17 protein-coding genes and 1 pseudogene are annotated in these 12,247 nt (G+C 36.4%); 17 read left to right on the forward strand and 1 reads right to left on the reverse strand.

What is annotated here, in order from left to right; genetic code table 11:
- Positions 1-147 precede the first annotated feature (147 nt).
- From Q1A47_RS01190 to splB, 9 genes and pseudogenes are all read left to right on the forward strand, one after another.
- A pseudogene (locus tag Q1A47_RS01190) lies at positions 148-476 on the forward strand (DUF819 family protein); the annotation flags it as partial.
- Between the two features lie 247 nt (positions 477-723).
- On the forward strand, positions 724-1,935 hold the full coding sequence (locus tag Q1A47_RS01195) for a phosphoenolpyruvate hydrolase family protein (RefSeq protein WP_026682233.1): 1,212 nt from the start codon (positions 724-726) through the stop codon (positions 1,933-1,935).
- Positions 1,936-1,986: 51 nt separating this feature from the next.
- A complete protein-coding gene (locus Q1A47_RS01200) occupies positions 1,987-2,151 on the forward strand; it encodes a hypothetical protein (protein ID WP_161629282.1) in 165 nt (54 codons plus the stop codon).
- 95 nt (positions 2,152-2,246) lie between these two features.
- Complete coding sequence (locus Q1A47_RS01205) at positions 2,247-3,473, forward strand: Tm-1-like ATP-binding domain-containing protein (protein WP_121604964.1); 1,227 nt, start codon at positions 2,247-2,249, stop codon at positions 3,471-3,473.
- A gap of 1 nt (position 3,474) precedes the next feature.
- Positions 3,475-4,299: a phosphoenolpyruvate hydrolase family protein gene (locus tag Q1A47_RS01210; RefSeq protein WP_026682231.1), complete on the forward strand. Its 825-nt coding sequence runs from the start codon at positions 3,475-3,477 to the stop codon at positions 4,297-4,299.
- Between the two features lie 53 nt (positions 4,300-4,352).
- A complete protein-coding gene (locus Q1A47_RS01215; protein ID WP_121604965.1) occupies positions 4,353-5,075 on the forward strand; it encodes a DUF981 family protein in 723 nt (240 codons plus the stop codon).
- A gap of 257 nt (positions 5,076-5,332) precedes the next feature.
- Positions 5,333-6,427, forward strand: coding sequence for an NAD(P)-dependent alcohol dehydrogenase (locus Q1A47_RS01220; RefSeq protein WP_166529943.1), 1,095 nt, complete (start codon positions 5,333-5,335; stop codon positions 6,425-6,427).
- 166 nt (positions 6,428-6,593) lie between these two features.
- Complete coding sequence (locus tag Q1A47_RS01225) at positions 6,594-6,851, forward strand: transcriptional regulator SplA domain-containing protein (RefSeq protein WP_026682228.1); 258 nt, start codon at positions 6,594-6,596, stop codon at positions 6,849-6,851.
- Positions 6,844-7,872, forward strand: a complete 1,029-nt coding sequence (gene splB, locus Q1A47_RS01230) for a spore photoproduct lyase (RefSeq protein ID WP_026682227.1) — start codon at positions 6,844-6,846, stop codon at positions 7,870-7,872. Before Q1A47_RS01225 ends, splB begins: the two co-directional genes overlap by 8 nt.
- 280 nt (positions 7,873-8,152) lie before the next feature.
- On the opposite strand, the gene Q1A47_RS01235 is transcribed toward splB, so the two are convergent.
- Complete coding sequence (locus Q1A47_RS01235) at positions 8,153-8,542, reverse strand: TIGR02328 family protein (RefSeq protein WP_026682226.1); 390 nt, start codon at positions 8,540-8,542, stop codon at positions 8,153-8,155.
- 107 nt (positions 8,543-8,649) lie between these two features.
- Here Q1A47_RS01235 and Q1A47_RS01240 point away from each other — a divergent pair, with 107 nt between their 5' ends.
- The 8 genes from Q1A47_RS01240 (at position 8,650) to Q1A47_RS01275 (ending at position 12,244) form a co-directional block, all read left to right on the forward strand.
- Entirely contained in the window at positions 8,650-9,276 is a 627-nt protein-coding gene (locus Q1A47_RS01240) for a DUF1361 domain-containing protein (RefSeq protein WP_026682225.1), read from the forward strand.
- Positions 9,266-9,577 (forward strand): hypothetical protein, encoded by a 312-nt coding sequence (locus Q1A47_RS01245; RefSeq protein ID WP_034679386.1) that lies wholly within the window; start codon positions 9,266-9,268, stop codon positions 9,575-9,577. The genes Q1A47_RS01240 and Q1A47_RS01245 overlap by 11 nt, the downstream gene beginning before the upstream one ends.
- Positions 9,578-9,654: 77 nt before the next feature.
- Positions 9,655-9,996, forward strand: coding sequence for a hypothetical protein (locus Q1A47_RS01250; protein WP_034679384.1), 342 nt, complete (start codon positions 9,655-9,657; stop codon positions 9,994-9,996).
- A gap of 20 nt (positions 9,997-10,016) precedes the next feature.
- On the forward strand, positions 10,017-10,277 hold the full coding sequence (locus tag Q1A47_RS01255; RefSeq protein WP_026682222.1) for a metal-sensitive transcriptional regulator: 261 nt from the start codon (positions 10,017-10,019) through the stop codon (positions 10,275-10,277).
- A gap of 121 nt (positions 10,278-10,398) precedes the next feature.
- Positions 10,399-10,878 carry a DsrE/DsrF/DrsH-like family protein gene (locus tag Q1A47_RS01260; protein ID WP_026682221.1) on the forward strand — a complete coding sequence of 160 codons (480 nt, stop codon included), beginning with the start codon at positions 10,399-10,401 and terminating at the stop codon, positions 10,876-10,878.
- Between the two features lie 72 nt (positions 10,879-10,950).
- Positions 10,951-11,250 carry a rhodanese-like domain-containing protein gene (locus tag Q1A47_RS01265; protein WP_026682220.1) on the forward strand — a complete coding sequence of 100 codons (300 nt, stop codon included), beginning with the start codon at positions 10,951-10,953 and terminating at the stop codon, positions 11,248-11,250.
- A gap of 10 nt (positions 11,251-11,260) precedes the next feature.
- Positions 11,261-11,833, forward strand: a complete 573-nt coding sequence (locus Q1A47_RS01270) for a sulfurtransferase TusA family protein (protein ID WP_121604972.1) — start codon at positions 11,261-11,263, stop codon at positions 11,831-11,833.
- Between the two features lie 12 nt (positions 11,834-11,845).
- A complete protein-coding gene (locus tag Q1A47_RS01275) occupies positions 11,846-12,244 on the forward strand; it encodes a DsrE/DsrF/DrsH-like family protein (RefSeq protein WP_026682218.1) in 399 nt (132 codons plus the stop codon).
- Positions 12,245-12,247 lie beyond the last annotated feature (3 nt).

A 12,247-nucleotide genomic window follows, 5' to 3' on the forward strand; every position in this document is an offset into this window, starting at 1 on the left:
GCTTTGTTGTCGTATAATAGACATAGGGGCATCTCACCTCTCTGTTTATGTTTGTGTGGTAACTAACATTATACAGGATTTGGGGAGGTGCTCTAATCTTTATGTCTTTAAAGTCTTGAGCCCCAAGGGCTCTATATTATGAAATTAACTCATTTAATTTATATTTTCTTTGTAGTAATTGGAGTCCGGCATCACTTCCACTACTTATTAGTAACGCACCTTTATTATTGTTGTTTTTAGCTATTATGGTTCTATTCAACATGCTAGTAACATTTACAGTTGGCAAGCTGTTTAAATTCAGTCTTGAAGAAATGATAGTTGCTAGTAATGCTAATATTGGTGGCCCTACAACCGCTGCTGCTTTTGCAATTGCTAAAGGTTGGACGAAATTAATTGTTCCGATTATGTTAGTTGGTACATTAGGTTATGTGATTGGGAATTATTTAGGAAGTATGGTTTATTATCTTCTTCCATAAAAGTGAACTAGTATATAAAAGAGTGCCCTATGTTATCAATATTGTATGGAAAACCTTTTATATTGTAAATGAAAGGGCACATGTTTGCTAAGTAGCATAGTCAAGGCTAGATTATTAGGTAGTTTCGTTTTCCTACATATTTTATTTTCATTATAGTAATCTGTCTCTATATGCTATGATGGATTAAATAAGAACAATACGCGGAGTGGCACCACTGCACGTAAATAATGTTTCATGGAGAATAAAAATGGAATCGGTTAAAGAAAAGATTTTAGATAATTTATATAAACAACTAAAAACTAAAAATCATATCATTGGTGTAGCTACTGGATCTGGTTTAACAGCAAAATATGCGGAACAAGGTGGTGCAGATTTTATACTGGCGTTAAGTTCGGGTCGATTTCGTCAAATGGGTGTTAGCTCACTTGCTGGGTTTATGCCATATGCAAATAGTAATAGCGTCGTTATGGATTTTGCTCTAAAGGAATTATTGCCTGTAATTAAAAAAATACCCACCATTTTTGGTTTGTTTGCAACTGATCCAACGATTAATTTAGAGGCTTACATAAAAAAGATTCAGGATCATGGTTTTGCTGGAATAAATAACTATCCAACACTAGGATTAATTGATGGTGATTTTCGCGAAGCACTCGAGGAGCAAGGAATATCGTATCAAAGGGAAGTTGAGGCAATTCGTATTGCAAGTCAACGTGGCCTGTTTACTGTTGCCTTTGTCTTTAATGAAAGCCAAGCAAAAGCCATGCTACAAGCTGGCGCAGATATCATATGTGTCCACCTTGGTTTAACAACAGGTGGGATACTAGGCGCAAAACAAATACAATCCTTGCAATCAGCCAAACGAATAGCAATAGCCATATTTAGTGTATGTAATCAATTTAATCGGCCTGTCATTAAGATGGTTTACGGGGGGCCAGTTAACAAGCCAATTGATGTACAGTTTATGTATGATGGAACGGATATAAATGGTTATATCGGTGGTTCTGTCTTTGAAAGGATACCAGCAGAGCAACTTATTATGAAAATAACCAAGTCATTTAAGCAAACGTATGATGTGAAGTATGAAGAATTTATGCAAAAAATTATAAACGGCTTTAGTAGTAAACAAGATTATATTGCGTTTATTAAAGATTATATAAGTACACATTATATGGAGCAAATTACCTTGAATGATCTTGCGAGTATCTTAAACCTATCTAGGACTTATTTAAGCACATTGTTTAAAGGAGAGATGGGGATTTCATTCGTTAACTATTTAATTAACTTTCGATTAAATAGGGCCATTGAAATTATGTACGAAAAAGATCTTCCTTTTTCGACAATTTCAGAAATGGTTGGTTATCCAAACTATACGCAATTTAGTAAGATATTTAAAAAAAGATATGGATTATCACCCAAGCAATATAAAAAACAAACATTAGGACAAAATAAACGAACATAAATACATTAATTTTCCGCGGAGAAAGCGATATCATTGGGATAGAGGGATAAATTGAAATTGCAAAAAGATAGAGATTACCCCGCACTGAAGCAATGGGTCATTGCTAATGTCATCACATCCTTGAAAAGATATCGCTTTTTTCGTGCGAAGTTTTCTGGAGCAATTTTAACTTTTCCTCCAGCTACCTTTAAAGCAGGACAGGACATTGTAGACTAAATAACAGATTTAACCTAACCAAAATTGAATGTGTAGCCAGCTAGCAAAGGTAGATGTTACGTTTTTAAATTATTAAAAGAAAAGGGGAGTTGGAAATGTCGAAAACAATTGCATTAGCAGGTACTTTTGATTCAAAGGGTAAAGAGTTTCAATACGTTAAAGAGTTGATTGAATCACTTGGGTTTCAAACATTGACTATTCATACAGGTGTTTTCGACCCTGTTTTTCCTCCAGATGTATCTAATACAGAGGTATTTGTTGCGGCTGGGGAAGATAAACAACAAATCGTAGCGGCAAAGGATCGAGCTCATGCTACGCTCGTCCTCTCTAAAGGTATGGAACTACTACTGCCAAAACTATATGATGAAGGAAAATTTGACGGCATTCTATCTTTTGGTGGAACAGGAGGTACTTCTATCGTTACACCTGGCATGAGAGCACTGCCTATCGGTGTACCAAAAGTTATGGTATCAACAGTTGCATCCGGAAATACGGAGCCATATGTTGGGACAAGTGATATTATGATGTACCCTTCTATTGTTGATGTAGCTGGATTAAACTCTATTTCTACCAAAATCTTCACAAATGCAGTCTTTGCAATTGCTGGAATGCTGACATATGAAAACAAAACAACGATTGAAAAAAAACCTTTAATCGCTGCGACAATGTTTGGGTTAACGACTCCCTGTATTAACTATGCAAAAGCATATTTGGAAAAACAGGGATATGAAACATTAATTTTCCATGCTACAGGAGTTGGTGGCCGTACAATGGAAAACCTTATTGAGAATGGTTTTATTAAGGGTGTGCTTGATTTAACAACAACAGAATGGGCAGATGAGCTATTTGGTGGTGTATTAGCAGCTGGCCCACATCGATTAGAAGCAGCGGCGAAACATCGTATTCCTCAGGTTGTATCTGTTGGTGCAATGGACATGGTGAACTTCGGACCGTATGATACTGTTCCAAAGCATTACGCGGGTCGAAATTTTTATAGGCATAACCCTACCGTTACATTAATGCGTACGAGCGTTGAAGAAAATAAGCAAATCGGTGAAGCTATTGCAGCCAAATTAAATAAGGCTGAGGGAGATACTGCTCTTATATTACCGCTAAAAGGGCTTTCTGGACTAGATGTAAAGGGACAGGACTTTTATGGTCCTGAAGAGGATACGATGTTATTTGATACGTTAAAGGAAAAAGTAGATCGTTCAAAAGTACAATTGATAGAGCTTGATAATGTTATTAATGACAAAGCTTTTGCTGAAGCGGCAGCTGAAAAGTTAATTCAATTAATGGAAGCTAAAAAAGGAGAGAACTAAATTGTATTCACGCGAAGAAATTTTAAATCGATTTAAAGAAGAGGTCAATGAAGGGAAAATATTATTAGGTGTGGGAGCTGGCACAGGTATAACTGCTAAAAGTAGTGAAGCTGGTGGTGCGGATATGCTAATTGTTTATAATTCTGGTCGATATCGGATGGCTGGTCGTGGATCATTAGCAGGATTACTTTCGTATGGTGATGCAAACCAAATTGTTGTAGAAATGGGGAGCGAAGTGTTACCAGTTGTTCATCACACACCTGTACTTGCAGGGGTGAATGGTACAGATCCATTTAGAGTGATGGATGTATTTCTAAAGCAATTAAAGTCACAAGGCTTTAGTGGTGTACAGAATTTCCCTACGGTTGGTTTGATTGATGGGGTGTTCAGACAAAATCTAGAGGAAACGGGCATGGGATATGATCTTGAGGTTGATATGATTAAAAAAGCGCATGAATTAGATATGCTCACAACTCCGTATGTGTTTGATGAGGAGCAAGCGAGAAAAATGGCGGAAGCTGGAGCAGACATATTGGTTGCGCATATGGGACTCACAACAAAAGGAACGATTGGAGCTAAAACTGCGTTAACTTTAGATGACTGTGTAGAAAGAATTCAAAAAATCATCGATGCTGGGAAGTCCGTAAATCCAGATATTACAGCTATTTGTCATGGTGGACCGATAGCCGAACCGGAAGATGCAGCATATGTAATTGAAAGAGTAGATGGTATTGTAGGATTCTTTGGAGCATCAAGTATTGAAAGGTTTGCTGCTGAAAAAGGTATCAAAGAGCAAGCAGAAGCTTTTAAAGATATTCGAAACTAACGTAATTAATTTAGCTATAATGGGAAGAAATGTTTAAACAAGGGGGAGTACAAATGGTTATCGATTGGTCAGTAACGCAGGTGTATAATACGATTATGGCGGTAGCAACTGGTGTAGGTTTATTATTAATTCTGCGATTTGCATCACATGTGAACAGAGGGCGCGTTGGACAGCTGGAGGGGTGGGCCATTGGCTTTGCTATCCCTGGTTTTATCCTTACAATAACTGGTACGCATATGAGCTTAACATGGCCGTTGTCTAAAATTGGATTTCCCTTCGATGATATCATCTTTGGAGAACCATCCTTAGCTTTTGGGGTAATGTTGTTGGCAGCTGCTATTTTATTATGGAGAAAGTCAAACGTATATATGGCTGAAGGTATAAATATGAACCATAATAAGACGGTTTCTGAAAAGTTACAACAGGAGCTACCTTATTTGTTAAAACCATTAGCTTATTTTGCTGCAGCAATGGGGCTAGCACTTTTTTCAGTGGCGATTGCTGGAGTAACTTATCAGTTATTTGCTGCTCCACCAGAAGAACCGATTTCGGGTGCATTTGCAGATTATCCGCTAATCGAGGCAATGTTTATTTCAGGATTATACGCGATTACAGGGCTGGGGGCAGTGTTATTTCCATTTATCCTAAAGCCAAAGCCTAATAAAAGCTTATTAATCATTATTAAAATGGCTTGGACTATTGCAGGATGGGTTTTTGTTTTATTTGGTGTGATGAATTATTTTACCCATATCGGACTAATTGTTAACACGATGTGATTCATTTGTTCTTGGCTGTTATACAGTTTAAAAAGGTGAACGAGTTTACCGTAACTTGTTTACCTTTTTACTATTTTAGCGTTTTGATGGGTAACATATTCTAGATGGACATATGGTATGAAGCTTACTTGTTTTGGTATGATGCAGTATTTTGTCTTGTCTCAAGCACATTTATCGTTAGTTCCGATATATCAGTGTATAATAATATATAGTAACTAAATAATTATAAATAACTAAAAGATAGGAGTTGTATATGTTTGAAGGTTCAAGCAGCTGTTACACATAGTCAAGGTGATGATTTTAAACTAGAAGAGGTGGAGCTTTCTGAACCTAAACCCAATGAGGTTGTTATTAAAATTGTAGCTTCTGGTGTATGTCATACCGATGCAGTAGCAAGAGATGCGGGCCTTGCACCATTCCCCGCCGTACTGGGTCATGAGGGGTCAGGTGTTGTTCAAGAGATTGGAGATGCAGTCACTACAATTGAGCCTGGCGACCATGTCGTCATTGCATTTGCTTCATGCGGGCATTGTGAAAACTGTTTAACAGGGCATCCATCTGTTTGTCTAGCATTCAATGATTTGAATTTCGGAGGAAAGATGGAGGATGGAACATATAGAATTCATCAGAATGGACAAGCATTATCCACTTTCTTTGGACAATCTTCTTTTGGAACATTTGCTGTTGCTAATGAGAAAAATGTTGTGAAAGTCGATAAAGATGTTGACTTAGCATTATTAGGACCACTTGGATGTGGAATCCAAACTGGCAGCGGTACCGTTTTAAATAAATTAAAACCCGAATTTGGTTCATCAATTGCAATATACGGTAGTGGTGCTGTTGGATTAAGCGCAGTTATGGCTGCTAAGATTCAAGGATGTAAGCAAATTATAGCTGTAGATATTCATGAGAGTCGTCTAGAATTGGCAAAAGAATTAGGTGCAACTCATGCTATAAATAGTAAAACGACAGAGGATGTTGTGAAAGAAATAAAAGAAATAACCAATGGGGGAACGCACTATGCCATTGATACAACTGGAGTTCCTCCTGTGGTAAAACAATCCATACATGCGCTTCGCCCTTTAGGACAATGTGCAATTGTTGGTGTTACACCAGAAATAACGTTTGATGTGCATAATGATATCATGGCAGAAGGCAAAACGATTATGGGAGTAATTGAAGGGGACGCCATACCTAAAGTATTTATTCCTCAGCTAGTTGAGTATTATAAAAATGGACAATTTCCGTTTGATAAATTAGTTAAGTTTTATGAGTTCGAGCAAATTAATGAAGCCTTTGCAGATTCAAAGAATGGTGTGACGATTAAGCCTATTGTAAAAATGGCTGAATAGTATTTTCCATAACTATAAATAAAAATGAAGCGAATAGCTTGTTCGCTTCATTTTTATTTATATATAGCGTATAGCGCAAAGTATAGCAAATTAATACGATTGTTAGTTTTAAATCAATGGTGATTGCACATAATAAGGATAATAATTGTAGAAGTTTGGTGATTAGATGGAGATTAATAATATGTATCAACCTGGTGAAGTAGTTTATGTTATCATTCGCAATCCGCACGCACAGGATGTTGCCCAGGTTCAACAGGCGGCGGTGGTAGAAAATCCTGAACTGCCACAAGAATTAGCCCTGTTTATATATGAAACCTATTATCCATTAACGGACGAGATTGCCGTATATAAGTCTGCTAATGAAGCCGAAGAGGCATATCAGGCAGCTTTTGGCTTACCAGAACAAGGAGACTACAATGGTTAAACCATTTGTTCCACAGCTTGTCTATGTTGAACCTAATGCATTGACATATCCACTAGGTAAAAAATTAATCACGAAGTTTGAGGATATGGGTATTGAGATTAGAGAAACAACATCTCATAATCAAGTTAGAAATTTGCCGGGGGATAATCATTTTCAAAGATATCGAGTAGCTAAGTCTACACTAGTTGTTGGACTGCGTAAGACCTTAAAGTTCGATACCTCAAAGCCATCAGCTGAATATGCTATTCCTTTTGCTACTGGATGTATGGGGCATTGTCATTATTGCTATTTACAAACAACGATGGGAAGTAAACCGTATATTCGGACCTACGTCAATGTAGATGAGATATTCGAAGCCGCAGAGCAATATATGGACGAAAGAGCGCCTGAAACAACACGATTTGAGGCATCATGTACGTCAGATATAGTTGGAGTAGACCACCTAACACATACTTTAAAACGGGCCATTGAATACTTTGGCGAATCGGAATATGGCCAATTACGGTTTGTGACCAAATTTGCACATGTTGATCATTTATTAGATGCAAAACATAATGGTCGAACTCGATTTCGTTTTAGTATAAATGATGACTACATCATTAAATATTTTGAACCTGGCACATCTCGGTTGAATGAACGTATTGAAGCTGCTGTAAAGGTAGCAGAGGCTGGATACCCATTAGGGTTTATCGTTGCCCCGATTTATCTACATGATGGTTGGAAGCAAGGGTATCATGAAATGTTTGAAAAATTAGAAGCAGCTTTATCAACAAAAGCGAAAAAGGATCTAACGTTTGAAATGATTCAGCATCGATTTACCAAGCCAGCTAAACGAGTCATTCAAGAAAATTATCCAATGACAAAATTGGAATTAGATGAATCGAAACGGAAGTGGAAGTGGGGAAGGTACGGAATAGGAAAATACGTTTATATGGATGAGGAGCAAGAAGATATGAAGGATACGTTAGGTGGATATATTCATAAATATTTTCCAGAGTCTAACATAGAATATTTTACGTAATGTTAGACCGTGACATCATATGTGAATGCCAAGCCTATTCGAAAAGCTTTAGCTTGTCTTTGAATTGGCTCGGCTTTATTTGATGTTAGATTATCTAAACTAAGTAGCGTAGGTAAAATACAATGGCTCTCCTAGCGAGAGTGGGCCCCAATAATGCCCCTGAAGGGATCCAAAAGTTTGACAGTGAAGTAATCTCCCACAATGCAGTACAAAATCTCAACATTCCGTAATAGACCATTCTTTTTTAGAGGATAGGGTATAGTATTGCCAAGCTTTTTAATCAACGGTTACTAAGAATAACCCCTTTTTCCCTTAAGTTATCGATACATTCCTGCAAATATGAATTATTATGCTCGGGGTATATGGGATGATCGATGTTACGATTTGCATCCATACCGTAAAAACTTTCGGCATCATGTGGTTCTGAATTTTTCCCCCGGTAATATGGATCTTCCCATGATGGATCAATATTATATTCTCTCTTCTTCATTTCAATCATAATGCGTTTATGATATAAAAAAAGTCGATATGGGGAGTAGTGGAACACATAATTTACCGTAGCATGTTTTTTCCCCCATCCCTTGCCTCGTAACGCACAGCATTCACGGTGTTGTCCTAGTAATTGTTGACGTGGCAAAGCTTTAATTAGGGATTCGTGCCAAAGACGCATTGAAAAAACCTCCTTACTATATCTATCTCATAAATAAACGATATCGTTGCACATCGTATCTTCTCATTGTAATATAGATAAATGTACAAATGAAGGGGAGCTTAATTATGAGCAAGCGATCAAAGGCAAGAATTATCTTTTTCCTTTATATTTTAGTGTTATTATGTTTTGATACAACCTATTCGTTTATGATTTTTAATTTATTTCTTGCTTTTGCTGCATTAGAGCTTTCTTTTTTACTTCCTCTATTTCGAATAAGAAATAATAAAGAAATAGTGATGAGTATGTTTTTTGTTGTTACTTTTATTTTGCTATCTCCAAATGCTATTTATGTAGTAACAGATTTAATTCACCTAACTTTTTTTGATTTTGATTTTATGGAAGGACTAGAGTTGAAGGAATGGTGGAATTTTACGATATTAGTTAGTGGCGTATTTTTGGCTTTATTTTATTATGTGCTAATGATGGACCAAGTCCGAGCCTTTTTAGGAAGGTCAAAGTGGATGAATTTGATATTACTATTAATGATTATATTATCAAGTATTGGTGTATATATTGGTAGGTTTTTACGCTTCCATTCTATTCACATTTTTACAGAGCCATTAACTGTAGTTTTTCAAATTGTTCATTCACTAGACTATTCTTCTGTTCTATTTATAGGTTGGATGACGATATTGCAGATAATTATATGCTGGTTGTTTTTAGATGAAGTAGGTGTTAAAAATGGTACATAATCTATGGACAGAATTATATATTGTTCTATTACTACTAGCAGCAGTTGTGATTATTTCGCAATGCTATATTACATATCTATTTCATAAGTATGAGCAAGCAAAAATTTGGAAAGTTATTGGCATTCTTTTCCCATTAGGTCTAAATATATATATCTATCAAATTATTAAACTTGAAAAACGACTTAACAATTTTCTGCAAATAGCCTCAATGGAACGAAGGGATTGGCGGACTGCTTATTTACTTGTTTTGGCTCAATACCTACTGCTTTTTGCTGTCTTCGGCTTATTTGCTTCTCCATAATAAATAAAATACCTCCTTGACATTATACCTATAGGGGTATAATATGGATGTAGATTACAGGAAACAAGGAGGGAAATATGACTGTCTTACTATTAGTTATGATTAGTTTATTATTGCTTGTCCTTTATCGACGATATATACCCGTTTGGGGTATTGGAAAAATAAATATTGATCGTGTCTCCTCATGTAATGATAAGATAACCATTGTAGATACGAGAGACTACCAAATATCATCACAGGACATGATTGATAATGCGTGTTGTTTACCAATGCCGTACCTTCATCGTTATTATAATGAATTACCAAATCATAAACTCATCATTGTAGCAAAGGATCGGGTTGATAAAAATTTAAGCTCTCGTTTTTTACGAAAAAAAGGAAAGCACGTTATAGGCTATCATGTAGCTGCTAATGAATAAAGGAAAGGAGGGCTGGAGAAATGAAGTACAATTCGAATGTGAAAAATAGAATGAAGCGGGTTGAGGGGCAGATTAGAGGCTTGTTAAAGATGATGGAAGACGAAAAAGATTGCCGTGATATTGTTACGCAAATGTCTGCTGTAAGAAGTGCAATTGATCGTACGGCTGCACTGATTGTAAGTACAAACTTAGAACAGTGTATTCGAGAAGAAAAAGAAAATGGTGAAAGCTCAGAGGAAATTATACAGGAAGCAGTACAATTACTGGTTAAGAGCAGGTAACACATTGACAAACTAGTAGCAAACTACTACCATGTAGAAGGGGTTAACTTAACCCTATTTTTTATAAACGATATAATACCCATTCGGGTATTAGTAAAATCCGAAAGAAGGTGCTGTGAAGATGACTGAAAAAAAGAAAACAACAATTGTATTATTTAGCGGGGACTATGATAAAGCAATGGCCGCTTATATTATTGCTAACGGTGCTGCTGCATATGACCATGAGGTGACTATTTTTCATACCTTTTGGGGGTTAAATGCATTACGTAAAGAAAATCAAGTTCCAGTAAAAAAAGGTTTTATGGAAATGATGTTTGGGAAAATGATGCCAAAAGGTACTGATAAAATGGGATTATCTAAAATGAACTATTTAGGGATGGGTCCCAAAATGATAAAAAGTGTTATGAAAAAGCATAATGCTATACCACTTCCTCAGTTAGTAGAAATGGCTCAAGAACAAGATGTAAAATTAATTGCCTGTACAATGACAATGGATCTACTTGGATTACAAAAAGAGGAATTATTAGATGAAATTGAGTATGGTGGTGTTGCTGCTTATATTGGTGATGCTCAGGATGGGAATGTAAATCTATTTATCTAATTTTTTTCGGGTTTATATACCTGTACCTGTATATGTGTTTTACCAACTGTGAATGAATAGGAGGAAAGTGTAATGAAGGAGATTACTACCAAGGAATTAGCTCAAAAGGTTTTGGCGGGAGAAAAACTATATATTATAGATGTCCGCGAAGATAATGAAGTAGCTCAAGGAAAAATACCTGGAGCTAATCACATTAAATTGGGTGATATTCCTGATAAATTAGGAGAATTAGATCAAAAGAGACACTATTATATGGTGTGTCGATCCGGTGGTAGAAGTGGAAAAGCAGCTACATTTTTAGAAGATAAAGGATTTGATGTTACGAATGTTGCTGGCGGCATGCTCAATTGGGAAGAAGAACTAGAAAAATAGGAGGGATTACATGAGTATACAAGCAAATGATGTCTTGGATGCAAAAGGATTGGCTTGTCCAATGCCAATTGTAAAAACAAAAAAAGCTATTAAAGAATTAGATCCAGGTCAGGTAATGGAGGTGCAGGCAACTGACAAAGGTTCGACAGCTGATTTAAAAGCATGGGCAGAAAGTACAGGTCATCAATATTTAGGCACTGTTGAAGAAGATGATATATTAAAGCACTATGTACGCAAAGCAAGTGTTGCTGAAGCTAAAGAAGAAAAGAAATATGAGAAAATAGCTGAACTATCTACCTTGCAAGCTAAATACAAAGAGGGTGCAACTATTACTGTTTTAGATGTACGTGAGCCAGCCGAATTTGCCTTTGGTCATATACCTGGGGCAGTAAATATTCCGTTTGGTGAATTGGTAGAACGCTTCGAAGAACTAGATAAGAAAAAAGAATTATATATTATTTGCCGTACCGGGAGCAGAAGTGATTTAGCTGCCCAAAAGTTAACAGAAGCAGGATTCACCAATATATGGAATGTTGTACCAGGTATGTCCAAATGGGATGGTCCATTAGCAAATGAACGTTAAGGAGGAAGTAAAATGTCAAATACAAAAGTAGCAATTATCGCAGCAAATGGGACGTTATTTGATGCATATAAAGTTTTTAATATAGCAACAGCAGCAGCTGCGTCTAATGCTGAGGTAGGGATATTCTTTACGTTTGAGGGATTGAACCTCATTCATCAAGATAAGTATAAAAATTTGCCACTTCCAGAAGGAAAAAAGGATTTTAAAACAGGCTTTGAACAAGCGAATGTTCCATCCATTAAGGAGCTTGTAGCTATTGCTCAAGAAATGGGAGTGAAAATGATAGCTTGCCAGATGACAATGGATGTTATGAAGTTAGAAAAGAAAGCCTTTGTTGAAGGTATAGAAGTTGGTGGAGCAGCTACCTTTATTGAATATGCCAAAGATGCCAATATTTCATTATCATTTTAGTTA

It is taken from the genome of uncultured Virgibacillus sp. (assembly GCF_947495635.1).
GTDB classification, from domain to species: Bacteria; Bacillota; Bacilli; order Bacillales; family Amphibacillaceae; genus Virgibacillus; species Virgibacillus salarius.

Bases quoted from the DNA above. Each gene is read 5' to 3' on its own strand.
- Q1A47_RS01195 (WP_026682233.1), top strand. From the start codon at position 724: ATGGAATCGGTTAAAGAAAAGATTTTAGATAATTTATATAAACAACTA.
- Q1A47_RS01205 (WP_121604964.1), top strand. From the start codon at position 2,247: ATGTCGAAAACAATTGCATTAGCAGGTACTTTTGATTCAAAGGGTAAA.
- Q1A47_RS01215 (WP_121604965.1), top strand. From the start codon at position 4,353: ATGGTTATCGATTGGTCAGTAACGCAGGTGTATAATACGATTATGGCG.
- Q1A47_RS01225 (WP_026682228.1), top strand. From the start codon at position 6,594: ATGGAGATTAATAATATGTATCAACCTGGTGAAGTAGTTTATGTTATC.
- splB (WP_026682227.1), top strand. From the start codon at position 6,844: ATGGTTAAACCATTTGTTCCACAGCTTGTCTATGTTGAACCTAATGCA.
- Q1A47_RS01235 (WP_026682226.1), bottom strand. From the start codon at position 8,542: ATGCGTCTTTGGCACGAATCCCTAATTAAAGCTTTGCCACGTCAACAA.
- Q1A47_RS01240 (WP_026682225.1), top strand. From the start codon at position 8,650: ATGAGCAAGCGATCAAAGGCAAGAATTATCTTTTTCCTTTATATTTTA.
- Q1A47_RS01245 (WP_034679386.1), top strand. From the start codon at position 9,266: ATGGTACATAATCTATGGACAGAATTATATATTGTTCTATTACTACTA.
- Q1A47_RS01250 (WP_034679384.1), top strand. From the start codon at position 9,655: ATGACTGTCTTACTATTAGTTATGATTAGTTTATTATTGCTTGTCCTT.
- Q1A47_RS01255 (WP_026682222.1), top strand. From the start codon at position 10,017: ATGAAGTACAATTCGAATGTGAAAAATAGAATGAAGCGGGTTGAGGGG.
- Q1A47_RS01260 (WP_026682221.1), top strand. From the start codon at position 10,399: ATGACTGAAAAAAAGAAAACAACAATTGTATTATTTAGCGGGGACTAT.
- Q1A47_RS01265 (WP_026682220.1), top strand. From the start codon at position 10,951: ATGAAGGAGATTACTACCAAGGAATTAGCTCAAAAGGTTTTGGCGGGA.
- Q1A47_RS01270 (WP_121604972.1), top strand. From the start codon at position 11,261: ATGAGTATACAAGCAAATGATGTCTTGGATGCAAAAGGATTGGCTTGT.
- Q1A47_RS01275 (WP_026682218.1), top strand. From the start codon at position 11,846: ATGTCAAATACAAAAGTAGCAATTATCGCAGCAAATGGGACGTTATTT.